A 17,074-nucleotide genomic window follows, 5' to 3' on the forward strand; every position below is an offset into this window, starting at 1 on the left:
ATCCTGAATCCGGCGCGGCCCGGCCGGGCCTGTTCCAGCGCCGCCGGAGCTGGCCCGCTTCCTGCGTCGATGCGGCCCCGGAGGCTGATCCTGCCCCGAAAAGAGACCCGACCAGAAATGGTGCCCCGCGAACTGACCCCGGACGACTACCCCGCTGTCCAGGCGCTGCACCGCCTGGTCGGCTGGCCGGCGCGTTCGGCCGCAGGTTGGCGCTGGCTGTATGACAATCCGGCCCGGCTCGAGGCGAAGGCGGCGGCCGGATGGGTGACAGACGGCCCCGACGGACAACCGGCGGCCCATGTCGGCAATCTGGTGCAGCGCTTCTGGCTGGGCGATCAGGTCCTGTACGGGGCGACAGGGTTTTCCGTCATCGTCGCGCCCGGGGCCCGCGGAGCCAGCCGCGTCCTGCTCGAAGCCTTCAGCCACCAGCCCGGCATGTTTGCCACCTGGGTCTTCAACGCCAACCGCCGGTCACAACCCCTGTATCACCGCCACGGCATGGTCGCCTGGCCGGAACAGACCCATGCGCTGAAGCTCAGCTGGATCCTGTCGCCCCTGCCCCTTCTGGCCGGACGGGCCCTGAGGGCGGCCGGCCGGATTGCGCCGCACACGATCGCCGCCCTGGACGAGCCACTGCTGAACGCCCGACTGTGGGAGACACCGCGGATCACCTTTCCAATCGGCGTGTCGCTGCTGACCGAGTTGACCGACGATTCGCCCTTCGCCCGCTTCTGGAAAACACTGCAAAACGAGGGTCGACTGCTGGCCGACCGCAGCCCGGCCATGCTGCGCTGGCGCCTGGCCGATCCGGATATCACCATCCCGCCCCTGCTGCTGGCCCATCGGCGCGACGGGGCCGTCACCGGCTATGCCATGGCCCAGATGGCCAAGGGCAACAGCCTGGAGCCGCCGGTGCTGGAGATCATCGACCTTGAGGCCCTCGCGGACGACAGCGAGGCCATTCCGACGCTGATGGACGGCCTGAAACTGGCCGCCCGGGCCATGGGGGCCGCCAAGCTGAGGCTGCAGACCATGACGCCGCAGGGCCTCTCACGCCTGGGCCGGCATGCCAATGTCACGCGGCGCGAAGGGGGCTGGGGTCACTGTCACGTCCGGTTCGCCCAAGGGGCTCCGGATCCGGCCCTGTGGTCGCCGACCCCCTATGACGGCGACTATGCCGCCTGTCTGAGACCCTTGCCGCTGCAGAACCGCTCCGTGGCACGCCGCGGCAGGGTCCTGGCGACGGTCACCGCCCGGGCCTGACGAGGGTTCGCGCGAGGTCGGTCAGACGCGCGGCCGCGCCTTCAGTTCATCGCGGATCTCGGCCAGCAGGGCCTCGGTCGCGGTCGGGGCGGGTGGTGCCTCCGGCTCGGCCGCCTTCTCGCGGCGCAGCTTGTTGATCGCCTTGACCATCAGGAAGATCACAAAGGCGACGATCGCGAACTGGATCAGGGTGTTGATGAAGGCACCGTACTGGATGGCCACTTCCTCGACCGCCGTGGTGGCCGGATCCTCGGGTGACAACACCCATTTCAGGTTCGAGAAATCGACCTTGCCCAGCAACAGGCCGATCGGCGGCATGACGACCTGTTCCACCAGACTGGTGACGATCTTCCCGAAGGCGGCCCCGATGATCACGCCGACCGCCAGGTCGATGACGTTACCGCGCGAGATGAAGTCCTTGAACTCGGAGATCATTCCCATGGTGGCCTCAGGCGTCCCCGGCGTTCAGCCGCTCACGCAGCTCCTTGCCGCTCTTGAAGAAGGGCACCGCCTTGGCGGGCACATCGACGGTCTCGCCGGTCCGCGGATTGCGTCCGGCCCGGGCCGGGCGGGCCCGCACCGAAAAGGCCCCGAAGCCACGCAGTTCAACGCGACCGCCGTCGCCCAGTGAATCCACCATCCGCCCCAGCACGATATTGACCACCCGCTCGACCTCGGTGTGGGTCAGGTGCGTATTCTCGGCAGCGAGTTTTTCGATCAGCTCTGACTTGATCATCCGGCAGGCCCCCGCCCAGTTGGCCGCATCCGGGTGCATCCGAACGCGGTTTGCTGAAGCACACTAGCCCTCCCCTGTCGGGGGAAAAAGGCCCGAGATGCGGATTAACGGCCGAAATGTCCGTTAACGCTCATAAATCTGCCCGTTCCGCGCATGAAAAAGGCGGCGGGATTGCTCCCGCCGCCTGATCCGTTTCATCGGGTGAAGGAGACTATTCCTTCGACGCCGCCTTCTCACGCATGGCCGCGCCCAGGATGTCGCCCAGCGAGGCACCCGAGTCCGAGGAGCCGAACTGTTCGATGGCCGAGGCCTCGTCCTTCATTTCCAGCGCCTTGACCGACACCGAGACGCGGCGCGAGGCCTTGTCGATGGCGGTGATCATGGCGTCGACGCGGTCGCCGACCGAATAGCGCTCGGGGTTCTGCTCATTGCGGTCGCGCGACAGGTCGGACTTGCGGATGAAGGCCGAGACCGGCGCGTCATCCTCGCCGAACTTGACCTCGATGCCGCCGGACTCGATCGAGGTGACCGTGACCGTGACCTGCTGGCCCTTCTTGTAGGTGTCGCCTTCGGCGATCGGATCGCCACCCAGCTGCTTGATGCCCAGCGAGACACGTTCTTTCTCGACGTCGACGTCGAGAACCTTGGCCTTGACCATCTCGCCCTTGCGGTAGCGCTGGATGGCCTCCTCGCCGGAGACGTTCCAGTCGAGGTCGGACAGGTGCACCATGCCGTCGATGTCGTTGTCCAGACCGATGAACAGGCCGAATTCGGTGGCGTTCTTGACCTCGCCCTCGACGGTCGAACCGATCGGGTTGGCGGCCACGAAGGCATCCCACGGATTGTCCTGGGCCTGTTTGAGGCCCAGCGAGATACGGCGCTTGGAGGCGTCGACATCCAGCACGACCACATCGACTTCCTGCGAGGTCGAGACGATCTTGCCCGGGTGGACGTTCTTCTTGGTCCAGGACATTTCCGAGACGTGGACCAGGCCTTCGACGCCGGCTTCCAGCTCAACAAACGCACCGTAGTCGGTGATGTTGGTGATGCGGCCGGTCATCTTGGCGCCGACCGGATATTTGGCTTCCACGCCGTCCCACGGATCGGTCTGCAGCTGCTTCATGCCGAGGCTGATACGCTGGGTGTCCGGGTTGATCTTGACGATCTGGACCTTGACGGTGTCGCCGACGGCGAGGACCTGCGAGGGGTGCGAGACGCGCTTCCACGACATGTCGGTGACGTGCAGCAGGCCGTCGATGCCGCCCAGGTCCACGAATGCGCCGTAGTCGGTGATGTTCTTGACCACGCCTTCGCGGACTTCGCCTTCCAGCAGCTGGCCGACCAGTTCGGTGCGCTGCTCGGCGCGGGCTTCCTCGAGGATGGCGCGACGCGAGACGACGATGTTGCCGCGCGGACGGTCCATTTTCAGGATGGCGAAAGGCTGTTCCTTGCCCATCAGCGGGCCGACGTCGCGCACCGGGCGGATATCGACCTGGGAGCCCGGCAGGAAGGCCGAGGCACCGCCGAGGTCGACGGTGAAGCCACCCTTGACGCGGCCGACGATGGCGCCGTTGACCGGCACGCCCTCGGCGAACACGACTTCCAGACGGGTCCAGGCTTCTTCGCGACGGGCCTTGTCGCGGCTGATGACGGCTTCACCCAGGGCGTTCTCGACGCGCTCGAGATAGACTTCGACATTGTCGCCGACCTTCGGGATGACGGCGCCTTCGCCGATGCCGAACTCGCGGGCCGGGATACGGCCTTCGGTCTTCAGACCGACGTCGATGATCAGGATGTCCTTTTCGATACCGACGACGCGGCCGTGGACGACCTGACCTTCGCCGAGGTCACGGCCTTGAAGGGTTTCGTCGAGCAGCGCGGCGAAATCATCGCGCGAGGGGGAGAAGCTGGTGTCAGTCATACGGTGGTTGGGTTTCTAACGGTTATGGCGCGCGACCGAAGGGCCCCGCGCGAGGTGGTTGAAAAGCAGGATCAGGTCGTCGGGATACGAGGCCGGTAAAGGTCAGAACGCCCGCGGAAGCCGAGGATGACGCGCTGGATTTGCCTTGGGGTCCCTAAAGACCGTGCCGGACACGCGCCGCCTCGACGATACGGCGGGCCGCATCGAAGGCCGCCTCTATATCCATATCGGTCGTATCCAGCAAGACGGCGTCTTCGGCCTGGACCATGGGGGCGGCGCCGCGGCCGGCGTCGCGTTCGTCCCGGCGCATGATGTCGGCCAGCATGTCCTCATAGGCGATGACGTCGCCGCGGCCGGTCAGCTGCTTCCAGCGACGCATGGCGCGGACCTCCGGCGTCGCCGTGATGAACAGCTTGGCCATGGCGTCGGGGGCGATGACGGTGCCGATGTCGCGCCCGTCCAGCACCGCCCCGCCCGGCCGGGCGGCGAAGGCGCGCTGGAAGTCCAGCAGGGCGGCGCGGACGCCGGGATAGCCGGCGACCCGGCTGGCGGCCTCGCCGGCGTCGCCACTGGTCAGGCGGTCGGTGTCGTGCAGGCTCTCGGCCTTCAGCGCCCGCGCCACGGCCTCGGCGGCGGCCGCGTCATCCAGCGAACCGCCCGCATCGAGCACGCCGACCCCGACCGCGCGGTACAACAGACCGGTATCGAGGAACGGCAGGCCATAGAGCGCAGCCAGCCGGGCAGCGATGGTGCCCTTGCCCGAGGCGGCGGGCCCGTCGACGGCGATGATGAGGAGTGAGTTCATGGGCGAGGCACGTAACGCTGACCTGCGGCACCGAGAAGAAGAATGATCCCGGCTGTGCCGAAAAACACGGCCGGCATGACGCCGCGCAGCATAACGATGGTCTTGAAGTCCTGTGCGTTTGTCGCGGCATCCACCTGGCGGAAGAACGGGCCATCCTCGTACCGCGACCGCTTTCGCCACGTCGAGCCGTCACGCAGGTCGATCCATGAGGCACCGGCCCAGACAAGAGCCAGGACGATGACGAGCAGACCGGCATGCGCCAGCTTCCGGGCCAGCAAGACGGGCGCTCCCCTCATGCGATCACGCCGCCCAGCCCGCGCATCAAAGCCACAAACCCCGGGAAGCTCGTCGCGATCATTCCCGGCTCGTCTACCGTCACCGCCTCGTCCGCCGCCAGCCCAAGCACCAGATGGCTCATGGCGATGCGGTGGTCGCCGTGGGTGGTGACGGTCGCACCGCCTCGCACCGGGCCGCCGAAGACGGTGAACCCCTCCGGCTCCTCCTCGACGCGGACGCCGCAGGCGGTGAGCCCCGCCGCCATGAGGGCAATGCGGTCGCTCTCCTTGACCCGCATCTCACCGATGCCGCGCATCACCGTGGCCCCCTCCCCGAAGGCGGCGGTCGCCGCGAGGACCGGATATTCGTCGATCATCGCGGCAGCCCGCTCCGGCGGCACGACCACACCCTTCAGCGTCGAATGCCGGGCAGTGATGTCGCCGACCTCCTCGCCCCCGGCCATGCGACGGTTCGAGACGGTCAGGTCGGCGCCCATCTCGCGCCAGGTCTCGAACAAACCGGTGCGCAGCGGGTTCAGCATCACGCCCCCTACCGTCACTTCCGATCCGGGGACGATCAGCCCCGCCGCCAGAGGGAAGGCGGCCGACGACGGGTCGCCGGGGACGTTGACGACGGTTCCGGCAAGCGCCTGTCCGCCCTGGAGGCTGACGAGCCAGCCCGCGCCGACCGGCCGGACCCCGACCTCGATCCCGAAAGCCCTGAGCATCCGCTCGGTATGGTCCCGGCTGGGCTCCGCCTCCGTCACCGTGGTGATGCCCTCTGCGTTGAGCCCGGCCAGCAGGATGGCCGACTTGATCTGGGCCGAGGCGACGGTCTGGATATGGTCGATGGCCGACAGCCCCCCACCGGCGACCGTGACCGGCAGCCGGTCCGCGGCATCCTGCCAGCCGAACCGGGCACCCATTTCGGCCAGCGGTCCGGTCACCCGCTTCATCGGTCGTTTCCGCAGGCTGGCGTCACCATCGAAATCCGTGGTGATCGGATATCCCGCCGCCGCCCCCATCAGCAGGCGAACCCCCGTCCCGGCATTACCGCAGTCGATGACACCGGCCGGTTGCCTGAACCCGCCCCGGCCCGTGACCCGCCAGCGGCCTTCGCCCAGACGTTCGACCGTCGCGCCGAAGGCCTCGACCGCCCGCGCCGTGGCCAGGATATCGTCGCCTTCCAGCAGGCCCTCGATCCCGGTCACGCCCGTCGCCATGGCCCCGAGGATCAGGGCGCGGTGGGAGATGGACTTGTCACCCGGTGCCCGCACCCGGCCGGACAGCGCGGGGCTGCGGCAGGCGGTCAGATGGGCGGGAATCGACACCCGGCGGTCTCCGAACAGGTCAATCGGGCGCGGGGGCGCAGAGATGGCTTTTGACAGCGGCGTCAGGGGGTGGCAAGGGAGCCGCCCGTTTTCCCCACTCCCGCCAAAGGTCTTCAACCGTGGCCAAACCCGAACTGGGCCAGAAGCAGGTCTGCCCGAACTGCCAGGCCAAATTCTACGACCTGGGCCGTCGCCCCGCCCACTGCCCCAAATGCGGCACCGACTTCGATCCGGAGGAGGCGCTGAAGCTGCGCAACCGTCGCGGCCGCCCGGCCGGCTATGCCGCCGACGACTCTGATGAAGATCAGGTCAAGGACAAGAAGGTCGACGGCGACGAGGACGAGGAAGAAGAAGCGGTCGCAACGCCCGAGATCGATGAGGAAGGCCACGAGCCGATCCTGACGCCGGACGACGATGACGACGCCGTCGTCGACCCGACCGAAGAGCCCGGCATGGGTGAAGCGACCGAGGATGACGACGTCCTGGCCGACGATGACGATGACGACTCCGTCCCCTTCATCGAGGACGAGGACGACGACAATTTCGAAGATGAGATCAAGGCGCCGAAGGACGACGAATAGGACTTTCCGGGCCCCAGCCGCGCTTCGCCTTCCTGGCAGCGCGGCAGGATCGGGCCTCCTGACGGCGGCGTGTCGGGAGGTCCCGGAGGGCCGGCGATGGCGGTCCAAAATAAATGGCTGAACCGGGCTTGATCGTGATCAGGCCCTGACATAGGTTCCGCCGCCTCGCCGCAGGGCCTCCCGGCCCCCACGCGATCCGACCGGCAGGCCCCGCGCCTGACGATTGGGGCTTTAGCTCAGCTGGTAGAGCGCTTGCATGGCATGCAAGAGGTCAGCGGTTCGACTCCGCTAAGCTCCACCATCGAAGGCCCTGCGGGAGACCGCGGGGCCTTCGTCCATTTCGGGACCCCGTTGATCTCTGCGCCATCCCGCCCCATCTGGTGTCTGGCCGACGCCTTGCCGATGACGGGGGGCGCAGACGGCTGAAGGCCTGCTTCGGGGGCGAGAGACCATGACGACACGGACCATCCTTTTCGACAGCCCCTTCCTGCTGGGCTTCGACCATACCCGCGCCCTGATCGACCGCGCCGCCCGGGCTGCGGCGGACAGCTACCCCCCCTACAATGTCGAACAGCGCGGCGAGCATTCGGTACGCATCTCCCTGGCCGTGGCCGGCTTCGGGCCGGATGATCTGATGATCACCCTCGAAGGCCGCCAGCTGACCATCGCCGGCAAACGCGAGCCGGGTCCCGAACAGGCCGAACAGGCCTTCCTGCATCGCGGCATCGCCGGGCGCGGCTTCGTCCGCAGCTTCGTGCTCGCCGACGGTCTGGAGGTCGATGCGGCCCACCTCGAGCACGGTCTGCTGCACGTCGACATGAGCCGCCCGGAGGACCTCCCGGCCGTCCGGCGAATCCCCATCACCACCGGCTGACCGTGATGACGCCCACCACCCTCATGTCCGGAGAAGATTTCAGGGGTCTGGGCGCGCCCGACCTCGTCTATGTGCGCGAGATCCGCGCCGCCGACGTCATGGACCAGGTCGCCGCAACCACGACCCGGGGCCTGTCGATCGATCCCGAAGCCATCCTGTACGCCGTGCATGGCGCGGACGGCGAGCGGCTGGCCGTCATGATGGACCGCGAATCCGCCTTCGCCGCCGCCCTGGCCCATGCGCTGGAGCCCGTCTCGGTTCATTGAGGGGCAGCGGTTCGTTTCATCACGACGGGATCGAACTGCGGTCAGGTTCGTCGCCCTGCCGCGCCTCACAAGAGCGCGGCGTCCGCCGCGTTGAGCGGGCTCAGGCCGCCGACGCCGAAACCTGATCCCTGACGAACAGGGCGCGGACTGCGTCGACGGTTCGGGCCTGACGCAATTGCTCGCGCATCTCGGGGGAACGAAGCGCACGGGACACAGCCGCGAGCGCGCGGAGGTGTTCGGCTCCGTCGCAGGGCGGGGCGAACAGGGCGAACAACAGATCCACGGGCCGGTCGTCGACGGCACCATAGGCGACGGGCGTATCCAGCCGGACGAACACCGCCGTCACCCGCGAGATACCCTCAAGCCGGGCGTGCGGGACGGCAACCCCGGAACCCAGCCCGGTCGAACCCAGGGCCTCGCGTTCCAGCAGGGCTTCCATGATCCGGCCTTCCGGCAGGCCAAACGTGTGCGCGGCGGCCTCAGCCACCGTATGCAGGGCCTGACGCTTTGACGAGGCACCGCTGTGCAGGACGACACCGCCGTCCGCCAGCAATTCACCGATATCCATAAGGAGTTCCCGACTCAGCCCATCCGTCCCGAATGGGCGGGGGCCCAGTAGACCACCCGCCTCGATTGGGGAAGACTATACGTCGCTACCCTTTACCGATCGTTGTCCGTTGATCGACTTCACCGTTCGTTCCGGATCAATCCAGCCCACATTGCCGTCCGGCCGACGATAGACCACCGATATGCCGCCATGGGCTGCATTGCGGAACAGCACGACCGGATAGCCGGTCATGTCCAGCTCAAGAACCGCCCGGCCTACGGTGATGGTGCGAATTTCCGAAACGGTCTCGGCGATGACCATGCCGACCGGTGGTGGCTCGTCCGGAGCGCCTGCGTCACCGAAGGCGTCGTCCTCAACCGCATCCGGGCTGCGAAGGACCATGCTGCGGGCCACGTCACGCGCGGCGTTCTCGGTCTTCTCGGGCGACAGGCCGCGCGGGCCGGCGTGATGATTCTTGAGCCGGCGCTTGTAGCGACGGACCCGCTTCTCGAGCTTCTCGAGCGAGTCAGAGAAGGCCGCGTGGGCGTCGCCGCCAAGGCCGCTGGTGACGATGGCCTCTCCCGAGGCGAGGCGAACCCAGCAGTCCACCTTGAAGCCGTGGCCGTCCTTGGACACCACCACCTCGGCGTCCTGGGCCCCGCGTTCGAAATATTTTCCGATCCCGTCTTCGAGTTCCCGGGAGATGCGCGAGCCTAACGCGTCGCCGACATCCACTTGTTTGCCACTGATCTGGATTTGCATGGGCCTAGAACGCGACTGTTCCAGCCGGGTGTCAACGGCGATCACCGAAATGTGGTGAGGGTTGTCGGGGGTCGCTTCTCTCTCCGCCGAAGGGGGGAGGGAGAGGCCGGACGCCTACCCCGTTTTCAGCATCCGCTTGCGCTCGACCGAGGACGGTATCCTCAAGGCCTCGCGGTATTTCGCCACGGTGCGGCGGGCGATGTCGATGCCCGTCTCCTTGAGGATCTCCACGATCCGGTCGTCGCTGAGCACGTCGCCGTCACGGGCCTCGCTGTCGATCATCGCCTTGATCCGGTGGCGCACGGCCTCGGCCGAATGGGTCGCGCCACCGTCGGAGGACTGGATCGCCGCGGTGAAGAAGAATTTCAGCTCGAACACCCCGCGCGGTGTCGAGATGTATTTGTTCGAGGTCACCCGGCTGACAGTCGATTCATGCATGCTGATGGCGTCGGCCACGGTCTTGAGATTCAGCGGGCGCAGGAATTCGACGCCGAAGGCCAGGAAGGCATCCTGCTGGCGCACGATTTCCGACGACACCTTGAGGATGGTCTTGGCCCGCTGGTCCAGCGACTTGACCAGCCAGCTGGCCTGGGCGGCGCAATCGGCGACAAAGGTCTTCTCCACGTCCGAGCGCGAACCGGCGGCGACCACGCCATGATAGCGTTTGTCCATGATCAGGCGCGGCAGGGTGTCCGTGTTCAGCTCGACCTTCCAGCCGCCGGCGGGATCGGACCGGACATGCACATCGGGGATCACCGTCTGGGCCGGCTCGCCGCCGAAGCCGGCACCGGGCCGGGGTGTCAGGGCCTTCAGCTCGGCGATCATCTCGGCCATGTCCTCGGCGTCGACACCGCAGGCCTTGCGAAGCGCCGTCAGATCCCGTTTGGCCAGCAGGTCGAGGTTGGCCAGCAGGCTGTCCATCGCCGGATCAAACCGGTTGCGCTCGATCAGCTGCAGTTTCAGGCATTCCGGCACCGACCGGGCCATGACGCCCGTGGGCTCGAAACCATGGCAAATGGTCAGGACCGCCTCGATCCGTTCCAGCGGAACGCCGAGACGGTCGGCAATTTCGGCCAGTTCGCCGCGCAGATAGCCGCCCTCATCGACGGAATCGATCAGGGTCAGGGCGATGGCGTGGTCGGAGGACGAAAAGCCGGCCTGTGAAGCCTGAGCCTGCAGATGCTCCCACAGGGTCATTTCGCGGCTGTCGGGCTGCTCACGGCCCTCGCCGTCCGGAAGCCCCCCGCCGGACCCGGCGCGGGACCAGTCATTGAGCCCGACCTGGGCCTCGCCGACGCCGACGTCCTCCATCCGGTCGGAGGTCCGCTCGCCGGGGCTGGCATCGCCGTAAACATCGTCGGAGCGGGCATCGAGCATGCGGTCGGCGTCCGTGACCCGACCCTCATCGAAACTCATCTCGGCGGCGTCATGGCTTTCCGTGGGGGCCGGCGCCTCGATCTCGCCGCCGGGCTCGGCGTCCTCGCGCTGCAGCAGCGGATTGCGCTCGAGCTCGGCCTCAATGAAGGCGTCCAGCTCCTGGCTGGACAGTTGCAGCAGCTTGATCGCCTGCTGCAGCTGGGGCGTGATGACCAGTCCCTGGCCCTGCCTGATGTCCAGCCTCTGTCCGAGCACCGTTCTTTTTCCTCTACTCCCGGGCGTGGCCCGAAACTTGCTCAGGCCACCTTGTGGCCTGACCGGTTAACGGCGTTCTAAACCGCTGGACGTCGCGCGCGCGCTTTGCTCCCCTGTCCCGACCGTCCGTCCAGAGCGAGAGCCCCGATGCGCCTGATCCTAGCTGCCCTGCTGCTTCTGGCCCTGCCCGGTGGTGCCCTGGCGCAGTCCACGCCCGCCGAACAGACGATGGTCCGGACGGTCGCCACCGAGCATGACCGCCACATCGCCCTGCTCGAAACGCTGGTGAACCAGAACAGCGGCACCCTGAACCTGCCGGGCGTCCGTCTCGTCGGCGACAGGGTCCGGGCCGAGCTGGAGCCGCTGGGCTTTACGGTTCGCTGGGTGGACATGGCGGAGACCGGCCGCGCCGGCCATCTGATCGCCACCCATGAGGGCCCGGGCCGGAACGTCCTGCTGATCGGCCACCTCGACACCGTCTTCGAGGCCGACAACCCCTTCCAGCGGTTCGAGCGCACGGGGATGCGCGCAACCGGCCCCGGCGTCGGCGATGACAAGGGCGGGGTGGTGGTCATCATTGCCGCCCTGCGCGCCATGCAGGCGGCCGGCACGCTGGAGGACGCCAATGTCACCGTCTTCCTGACCGGGGACGAGGAACGGATCGGCGCGCCGCTGGCGATCGCCCGCCGCGACCTGATCGAGGCCGGCCGCACGGCCGCCTTCGCCCTGGAGTTCGAGAATCTGGCGGTCGAGGACGAGGCGGATTTCGGCACCATTGCCCGGCGCAGTTCGTCCAACTGGACCCTGACCACGACGGGCCGCACAGGACACTCCAGCGGGGTGTTCAACGACGCGCTCGGCTATGGGGCGATCTATGAGCTGGCCCGCATCCTCGACGGTTTCCGCCGCGAACTTCCCGAGCCCAACCTGACCTACAATGTCGGGGTGGTCGCCGGGGGCACGCCCGCCGCCATCGACGCCGAGGGCTTCAATGTCACGGCCTCGGGCAAGACCAATATCGTGGCCTCGACCGCCATCGCCCGGGGCGACCTGCGCACCCTGACCCGCGAACAGGACCAACGCGTCCGGGCCCGGATGCAGGCCATCGTCGCCGAAAACCTGCCCCGCACCGACGCCGAACTGGTCTTTGGCGAGGGCGGCTATCCGCCCATGGCCCCGAGCGAGGGTAACCGCGCCCTGCTGGCCCGTCTGAACGCGGTCAACCGCGACCTCGGCCTGCCCGAAATGGCCGAATACGACCCCGCTCGCCGCGGGGCCGCCGACAGCGGTTTCGTAGCCGGGGATGTCGACACCCTGGGCGGCCTCGGCATGGCCGGCGGCAATGCCCATGCGGACGGGGAGTGGGTCGATCTGGACAGTCTGGTGCGGCAGGCCCAGCGGGCCGCGGTGCTGATCTCGCGGCTGAGCAACGGAGCGACGTCCGCCTCAGACTGAATACCGGCCTGCGATTATGGGGCTCGACCAAAGGCAGGCGAAAACCTTCAAGGGCCTGACCTGCGAAACCCGACGGAAAACTGGACGTGGGTTTCGACCGGACGACCATCAATTGTCCTCGGCGTCAGGCGGACGGCCCGGACTGCGGCCAACGCCTCACGTCCGAAGCTGAAGCCCGGTGGCGTCTCCTCAGTGATCTCGCAGTTCCGGAATCGCCCCTGGACAGTCACGATGCAACTCAATCGCACCGTACCCGCACGAACCTGGCCACGCATAGCTTCGCGAGGAAATCTCGGGATCGGCGTTGTCAGCCAGCCGACATGCGTAACGACCTGACCTGGAAGGGCCTCAACCTCAACAAAGGTGGACGCCGGTGCCGAGGGCACGTCCTGGAGCGCCGCCATCATGAGAACAAGGGCCAGCATGGACAACTCCTTTGGGAACGCTGCGGAAGTAGTTCAATGCCAAATGGCGAAGATTTTCCTGCCGGTCCACTTAAGATTGCGAGACAACGAGACCCGAGGTCCCCGATCACCCCGCCTCACCCGTACATATCGCCCAGATAGACTCGACGCACTTCCGGGTCGCGGATCACGTCCTCGGCCTTGCCCTCGAACAGCACGGCCCCGCCCGAGATGATGGAGGCGTGGTCGATGATCTCGAGCGTCTCACGCACATTGTGGTCGGTGATCAGGACGCCGATGCCCTGACCGGCCAGATAGCGGATCACCTGACGGATGTCGGCGATGGCCAGGGGGTCGATGCCGGCGAAGGGTTCGTCCAGCAGCATGAAGCTGGGCTTGCCCGCCAGCGCCCGGGCGATCTCGCAGCGCCGCCGCTCGCCGCCCGACAGGCCCGAGGCCGGGGCGTGGCGCAGGTGGTCGATGCGCAGCTCTTCCAGCAGACGGCTGGTCTCCTCCGCAATGGCGGCCTGGCCGGTGTGATGCAGCTCCACCACCGCCATGACGTTGTGCTCGACCGTCATGCCGCGGAAGATCGAGGCCTCCTGCGCCAGATAGCCCAGACCCATGCGGGCGCGCTGGTACATCGGCTGGGCCGTGATGTCCTCGCCGTCCAGCCAGATGGTGCCGCTGTCGGGCGGGATCAGGCCGGTGATCATGTAGAAGCAGGTGGTCTTGCCGGCCCCGTTCGGCCCCAGCAGGCCCGCGACCTGACCGCGCTCGACATGCAGGGAGACATCGCGCACCACCTGCCGCTGGCCGAAGGCGCGGGCGATGTGCTCGACCCGCAGGCCGGTCAGGCGCGCGGGCTCGGCCGCCGGGGTTGCCGGGGCCTCGATCACATTGAGGGCTGAGAGTTCCTTGCGCGCCAATGGTCAGACCGGGCCGGGGCTCAGTTGCCGCTGCGTTCAGGATAGAAGACGCCGCGAATACGCCCGCCGTTCGATCCGGCCCCGCCGGCCATGGTGACCGCCTGGGTGGCTGTATTGTAGGTCAGCCGGCCACCCGTCATGACATTCTGGCCCTGGGTCACGATGACGTCACCGGTTATGACCACGAGGTTGTCCCCCGGCGTATAGACGGCCCGGTCGCCACGAATGGTCTGATCAGGCGTGACGAAATAGACGTTGCCGATGGCCTCGATCCGCTCCGTCCCGCTATCGGTACCGGAACCGTTTATGGCGTCGGCGCGAAGGCGGTTCTGTCCCTGCACGACTTCAGCCCGGCCGCGCAGCGACAGGCTGTTCGGCGTCGCTTCACCGGCATCTGCCCCATAGGAGATGGCCCCCTGGCCCAGCCGGGGCGTTGTCTGGGGCGCGGACTGAGGCGTTGTCTGTGGCGTCGTTTGGGCACCGCCGATGGTCGGCAGGGCCAGAAGCGCCAGCGCCGCCGTCGCGATCGTCAGGGTTCTGGTCATGCTCATTGGGTCGCCCCTCCGGCGTTGATCGTGCCGCGTATCTTGTTCTCGCCGGAGCCCCGAAACTCGACGCGCCCGCCCTGCTCCCGGATCACATAGGACGAAGCGGAGAAGGTTCCAAGCGGGCCGGAGCCCTGAACGCCCTTGTTCCCGCTCACAATACCGGTCGCGGTGTCGACCACTGCCTCGGGCGTGACAAGGGTAAAGCCCGAGCCGCCGTCGGAAATCCGCACATTGGGGCCGATCACCACGCGCTTGCCGGCCTCGTCATAGACCCCGCCGTCGGCGGTCAGGGTGGTCACCTTGCGACCGCCGAGGTTCAGCCGCAGGGCCGGGCCGATCAGGCGGTAGCGGCCCGTGTCCGGATCGCGCACAGCCCCCTCCGCGCCGATAACGAAGCTGCGGCCCGCCGCGTCCTGACCGTGGAACCTCAGCTTATCAAGGCGGATCTCGCGACTGGTCCCGGCCTTGCGCTCGACGTCGGACATGACGCTGCGCAGCACGATCCAGCTAACCGTGCCGCCGGCCAGCAGAATGATCGCGACCGGCAGCACCCGGCGCAGCAGCTGCACCCGCCGCGACCGCGCGCGGAAGGCCCGGGCTGTCGCGGCGACGCGGGCCTCGTCCTGATGCGCATGGATGTCGGCGGGATCGGTCATCAGCTGTGCGCGAACACGTCCATCTCGTCCCAGCCGGCCAGGTCCAGCGCCGAGCGGGTGGGCAGGAAGTCGAAACACTGGCGGGCCAGTTCGGTCCGGCCCTCGCGCGCGAGCATTTCGTCCAGCCGGACCCTGGCGGCATGCAGATAGAGGACGTCGGAGGCGGCGTATTCCAGCTGGGCAGGCGAAAGCTCGTCTGCGCCCCAGTCGCTGGACTGCTGGGCCTTGGACAGATCGACCCCGACCAGTTCGCGCACCACATCCTTCAGGCCGTGGCGGTCGGTATAGGTGCGGGCCAGTTTCGAGGCGATCTTGGTGCAATAGACCGGGCGGGTCTCGACCCCCAGGTGCAGCTGGAACATGCCGATGTCGAACCGGCCGAAATGGAACAGCTTCAGCACCTTCGGATCGGTCAGCAGGCGTTTGAGATTCGGGCAGTCATAGGCCGGGCGGTTCAGGCGCACGACATGGGCGTCGCCGTCACCGGCCGACAGCTGCACCACGCACAGGGGATCACGCCGGAAGCGCAGCCCCATGGTCTCGGAATCAACGGCGACCTCGGGGCCGAGATCGAGGCCGTCGGGCAGGTCGCCGTCGTGGAGGAACACCGTCATTCGTGAAACCCTTTCAAGCCCTCAACTAGCGTGTGGCGGCGGGGATGTCTCCCTCCGGCTCGGAGTGGCTGGTGGCTAGTGGTCAGTGATTGGTGGCAGAGGCTGAACAGGCGACGCCGAAGGCTTCTGGCCAGCGAACCCGCCCCCGCCAGTCACTAACCACCAGCCACTCCTCAAAGACAAACGGCGCCGCACCGAAGCGCGACGCCGTTCAGAATATTGGTGCCCAGGAGAGGACTCGAACCTCCACGACATTTCTATCACTGGCACCTGAAGCCAGCGCGTCTACCAATTCCGCCACCTGGGCCCAGACGTCTTGCGTTTGCACACGTTTCGTCCGGAAGGCGCGGACCCTTAAGGCAGGGTCCGGGGCCGGTCAACAGGGATTTGCGGCCTTTGCGTTGCGAGGGCTGCGGCCATCGTCTAATCCCCGGCGCTTCGAGGCTCTTGCGTCCTCGCACCGTCGCCCAATGGAGCCTGTCATGAACGAAGTCGCCCCCGGCCTTGTCACCGTCTTCGGCGGCTCCGGTTTCGTCGGGAGCCAGGTGGTCCAGGCGCTGGCCAAACGCGGCTGGCGGGTGCGCATCGCCTGCCGCCGTCCCGACCTCGCCTGGAAGCTGCAGACCTCCGGCACGGTCGGCCAGTTGCAGTCGGTCCGCTGCGACGTGACCCGGCCGGAAGACGTGGCTGCGGCCCTCAGGGGTGCGGACGCGGCGATCAATCTGGTCGGTATCCTGTATGAATCCGGACGTCGCACCTTCCAGAGCCTGCATGTCGACGCCTCGCGCAACATCGCCGAGGCCTGCGCGGCCGGCGGTGTCGGTCGTCTGGTCCAGGTCTCGGCCATCGGTGCCAGCCCGGAAAGCCGCTCCGACTACGCCCTGTCCAAGGCCGCGGCCGAGATGGCGGTGCGCGAGATCAAGCCGGACGCCGTGGTGATCCGGCCGTCGATCGTCTTCGGGGCCGGTGACGACTTCCTGAACCGTTTCGCCGCCCTGGCCTCCATGGCCCCGGCCCTGCCGCTGATCGGCGGCGGCCAGACGAAATTCCAGCCGGTCTATGTCGCCGATGTCGCCGAGGCCATCGCCCGCGCGACCGTGTCCCCCGAGGCGGCAGGCCGGACCTTTGAACTGGGCGGCCCGGCGGTGATGACCTTCGAGGACGTGCTGAAATTGATCCGGCGCGAGACCTATCGGGCCTTTGTCCTGGTTCCCCTGCCCTTTTTCGCAGCCCGCGCCATCGGCTCAATGGCCCAGTTGACCGCCATGATCGGCATCGCCCCGGTGCTGACCCGTGACCAGGTGACCCTGCTGGAGAGCGACAATGTCGTCGCCGACGGTGCCGAGGGTCTGGCGGCGCTGGGGATCGAGCCGACCGGCATCGAGGCCATCGCCCCGTCCTACCTCTGGCGCTACCGCCGCGGCGGCCAGTTCGCAGAGGCTCCGGCGGCCTGAAGCCTGAGGCCTGCGCTGCCG

General features: G+C 67.5%; 20 protein-coding genes and 2 tRNA genes. 7 read left to right on the forward strand and 15 right to left on the reverse strand.

The window, feature by feature from the left end; all coding sequences use genetic code 11:
- Positions 1–117 precede the first annotated feature (117 nt).
- Positions 118–1,263, forward strand: a complete 1,146-nt coding sequence (locus Q0053_RS13030; RefSeq protein ID WP_298100841.1) for an N-acetyltransferase — start codon at positions 118–120, stop codon at positions 1,261–1,263.
- Between the two features lie 21 nt (positions 1,264–1,284).
- On the opposite strand, the gene mscL is transcribed toward Q0053_RS13030, so the two are convergent.
- From mscL to aroA, 6 genes are all read right to left on the reverse strand, one after another.
- The gene (gene mscL, locus Q0053_RS13035) at positions 1,285–1,704 is read right to left on the reverse strand and encodes a large-conductance mechanosensitive channel protein MscL (RefSeq protein WP_298100845.1); all 420 of its coding nucleotides are present in this window, start codon (positions 1,702–1,704) and stop codon (positions 1,285–1,287) included.
- Between the two features lie 7 nt (positions 1,705–1,711).
- Positions 1,712–1,999 (reverse strand): integration host factor subunit beta, encoded by a 288-nt coding sequence (locus Q0053_RS13040; protein WP_298100847.1) that lies wholly within the window; start codon positions 1,997–1,999, stop codon positions 1,712–1,714.
- A 211-nt stretch (positions 2,000–2,210) separates the two neighbouring features.
- Complete coding sequence (rpsA, locus tag Q0053_RS13045; protein WP_298100849.1) at positions 2,211–3,920, reverse strand: 30S ribosomal protein S1; 1,710 nt, start codon at positions 3,918–3,920, stop codon at positions 2,211–2,213.
- 154 nt (positions 3,921–4,074) lie between these two features.
- The gene (cmk, locus tag Q0053_RS13050) at positions 4,075–4,725 is read right to left on the reverse strand and encodes a (d)CMP kinase (RefSeq protein ID WP_298100851.1); all 651 of its coding nucleotides are present in this window, start codon (positions 4,723–4,725) and stop codon (positions 4,075–4,077) included.
- The gene (locus Q0053_RS13055; protein ID WP_298100853.1) at positions 4,722–5,003 is read right to left on the reverse strand and encodes a hypothetical protein; all 282 of its coding nucleotides are present in this window, start codon (positions 5,001–5,003) and stop codon (positions 4,722–4,724) included. The genes cmk and Q0053_RS13055 overlap by 4 nt, the downstream gene beginning before the upstream one ends.
- A gap of 14 nt (positions 5,004–5,017) precedes the next feature.
- A complete protein-coding gene (aroA, locus tag Q0053_RS13060) occupies positions 5,018–6,325 on the reverse strand; it encodes a 3-phosphoshikimate 1-carboxyvinyltransferase (protein WP_298100926.1) in 1,308 nt (435 codons plus the stop codon).
- A gap of 125 nt (positions 6,326–6,450) precedes the next feature.
- Here aroA and Q0053_RS13065 point away from each other — a divergent pair, with 125 nt between their 5' ends.
- From Q0053_RS13065 to Q0053_RS13080, 4 genes are all read left to right on the forward strand, one after another.
- A complete protein-coding gene (locus Q0053_RS13065; RefSeq protein ID WP_298100855.1) occupies positions 6,451–6,912 on the forward strand; it encodes a TIGR02300 family protein in 462 nt (153 codons plus the stop codon).
- Positions 6,913–7,137: 225 nt separating this feature from the next.
- Positions 7,138–7,213 (forward strand) — tRNA-Ala (locus tag Q0053_RS13070).
- Between the two features lie 150 nt (positions 7,214–7,363).
- Positions 7,364–7,786, forward strand: a complete 423-nt coding sequence (locus Q0053_RS13075; RefSeq protein ID WP_298100857.1) for an Hsp20 family protein — start codon at positions 7,364–7,366, stop codon at positions 7,784–7,786.
- A 5-nt stretch (positions 7,787–7,791) separates the two neighbouring features.
- Positions 7,792–8,052 (forward strand): DUF1150 family protein, encoded by a 261-nt coding sequence (locus Q0053_RS13080; protein WP_298100859.1) that lies wholly within the window; start codon positions 7,792–7,794, stop codon positions 8,050–8,052.
- 100 nt (positions 8,053–8,152) lie between these two features.
- Here the strand turns inward: Q0053_RS13080 and Q0053_RS13085 are convergent, their stop codons facing one another.
- From Q0053_RS13085 to rpoN, 3 genes are all read right to left on the reverse strand, one after another.
- On the reverse strand, positions 8,153–8,620 hold the full coding sequence (locus Q0053_RS13085) for a PTS sugar transporter subunit IIA (protein WP_298100861.1): 468 nt from the start codon (positions 8,618–8,620) through the stop codon (positions 8,153–8,155).
- Between the two features lie 75 nt (positions 8,621–8,695).
- The gene (gene raiA, locus Q0053_RS13090; RefSeq protein WP_298100863.1) at positions 8,696–9,361 is read right to left on the reverse strand and encodes a ribosome-associated translation inhibitor RaiA; all 666 of its coding nucleotides are present in this window, start codon (positions 9,359–9,361) and stop codon (positions 8,696–8,698) included.
- 114 nt (positions 9,362–9,475) lie between these two features.
- Positions 9,476–10,993 carry an RNA polymerase factor sigma-54 gene (gene rpoN, locus Q0053_RS13095; RefSeq protein WP_298100865.1) on the reverse strand — a complete coding sequence of 506 codons (1,518 nt, stop codon included), beginning with the start codon at positions 10,991–10,993 and terminating at the stop codon, positions 9,476–9,478.
- Between the two features lie 147 nt (positions 10,994–11,140).
- Between rpoN and Q0053_RS13100 the strand changes: the two genes are divergently transcribed.
- Positions 11,141–12,448: a M20/M25/M40 family metallo-hydrolase gene (locus Q0053_RS13100; RefSeq protein ID WP_298100867.1), complete on the forward strand. Its 1,308-nt coding sequence runs from the start codon at positions 11,141–11,143 to the stop codon at positions 12,446–12,448.
- A 47-nt stretch (positions 12,449–12,495) separates the two neighbouring features.
- On the opposite strand, the gene Q0053_RS13300 is transcribed toward Q0053_RS13100, so the two are convergent.
- The 6 genes from Q0053_RS13300 to Q0053_RS13125 all read right to left on the reverse strand — a co-directional run bounded on the left by Q0053_RS13300 (position 12,496) and on the right by Q0053_RS13125 (position 15,906).
- Positions 12,496–12,873 (reverse strand): TonB family protein, encoded by a 378-nt coding sequence (locus Q0053_RS13300; RefSeq protein WP_367276692.1) that lies wholly within the window; start codon positions 12,871–12,873, stop codon positions 12,496–12,498.
- 116 nt (positions 12,874–12,989) lie between these two features.
- Positions 12,990–13,748: an LPS export ABC transporter ATP-binding protein gene (gene lptB / locus Q0053_RS13105; RefSeq protein ID WP_298100928.1), complete on the reverse strand. Its 759-nt coding sequence runs from the start codon at positions 13,746–13,748 to the stop codon at positions 12,990–12,992.
- Between the two features lie 53 nt (positions 13,749–13,801).
- Positions 13,802–14,332, reverse strand: a complete 531-nt coding sequence (locus Q0053_RS13110) for an LptA/OstA family protein (protein ID WP_298100869.1) — start codon at positions 14,330–14,332, stop codon at positions 13,802–13,804.
- Positions 14,329–14,985 carry an LPS export ABC transporter periplasmic protein LptC gene (gene lptC, locus Q0053_RS13115; protein ID WP_298100871.1) on the reverse strand — a complete coding sequence of 219 codons (657 nt, stop codon included), beginning with the start codon at positions 14,983–14,985 and terminating at the stop codon, positions 14,329–14,331. Before lptC ends, Q0053_RS13110 begins: the two co-directional genes overlap by 4 nt.
- A complete protein-coding gene (locus Q0053_RS13120; RefSeq protein ID WP_298100873.1) occupies positions 14,985–15,599 on the reverse strand; it encodes a ribonuclease D in 615 nt (204 codons plus the stop codon). Before Q0053_RS13120 ends, lptC begins: the two co-directional genes overlap by 1 nt.
- Before the next feature lie 220 nt (positions 15,600–15,819).
- A tRNA-Leu gene (locus Q0053_RS13125) sits at positions 15,820–15,906 on the reverse strand.
- Between the two features lie 175 nt (positions 15,907–16,081).
- Here Q0053_RS13125 and Q0053_RS13130 point away from each other — a divergent pair.
- Complete coding sequence (locus tag Q0053_RS13130; protein WP_298100875.1) at positions 16,082–17,053, forward strand: complex I NDUFA9 subunit family protein; 972 nt, start codon at positions 16,082–16,084, stop codon at positions 17,051–17,053.
- Positions 17,054–17,074 lie beyond the last annotated feature (21 nt).

It is taken from the genome of Brevundimonas sp., assembly GCF_027487935.1.
Classification (GTDB): domain Bacteria; phylum Pseudomonadota; class Alphaproteobacteria; order Caulobacterales; family Caulobacteraceae; genus Brevundimonas.

Coding starts and splice junctions, on each gene's coding strand:
- Q0053_RS13030 (WP_298100841.1), top strand. CDS start 118: ATGGTGCCCCGCGAACTGACCCCGGACGACTACCCCGCTGTCCAGGCG.
- Q0053_RS13120 (WP_298100873.1), bottom strand. CDS start 15,599: ATGACGGTGTTCCTCCACGACGGCGACCTGCCCGACGGCCTCGATCTC.
- raiA (WP_298100863.1), bottom strand. CDS start 9,361: ATGCAAATCCAGATCAGTGGCAAACAAGTGGATGTCGGCGACGCGTTA.
- Q0053_RS13075 (WP_298100857.1), top strand. CDS start 7,364: ATGACGACACGGACCATCCTTTTCGACAGCCCCTTCCTGCTGGGCTTC.
- lptC (WP_298100871.1), bottom strand. CDS start 14,985: ATGACCGATCCCGCCGACATCCATGCGCATCAGGACGAGGCCCGCGTC.
- Q0053_RS13300 (WP_367276692.1), bottom strand. CDS start 12,873: ATGCTGGCCCTTGTTCTCATGATGGCGGCGCTCCAGGACGTGCCCTCG.
- rpsA (WP_298100849.1), bottom strand. CDS start 3,920: ATGACTGACACCAGCTTCTCCCCCTCGCGCGATGATTTCGCCGCGCTG.
- Q0053_RS13085 (WP_298100861.1), bottom strand. CDS start 8,620: ATGGATATCGGTGAATTGCTGGCGGACGGCGGTGTCGTCCTGCACAGC.
- Q0053_RS13080 (WP_298100859.1), top strand. CDS start 7,792: ATGACGCCCACCACCCTCATGTCCGGAGAAGATTTCAGGGGTCTGGGC.
- Q0053_RS13130 (WP_298100875.1), top strand. CDS start 16,082: ATGAACGAAGTCGCCCCCGGCCTTGTCACCGTCTTCGGCGGCTCCGGT.
- Q0053_RS13100 (WP_298100867.1), top strand. CDS start 11,141: ATGCGCCTGATCCTAGCTGCCCTGCTGCTTCTGGCCCTGCCCGGTGGT.
- Q0053_RS13110 (WP_298100869.1), bottom strand. CDS start 14,332: ATGAGCATGACCAGAACCCTGACGATCGCGACGGCGGCGCTGGCGCTT.
- mscL (WP_298100845.1), bottom strand. CDS start 1,704: ATGGGAATGATCTCCGAGTTCAAGGACTTCATCTCGCGCGGTAACGTC.
- cmk (WP_298100851.1), bottom strand. CDS start 4,725: ATGAACTCACTCCTCATCATCGCCGTCGACGGGCCCGCCGCCTCGGGC.
- Q0053_RS13040 (WP_298100847.1), bottom strand. CDS start 1,999: ATGATCAAGTCAGAGCTGATCGAAAAACTCGCTGCCGAGAATACGCAC.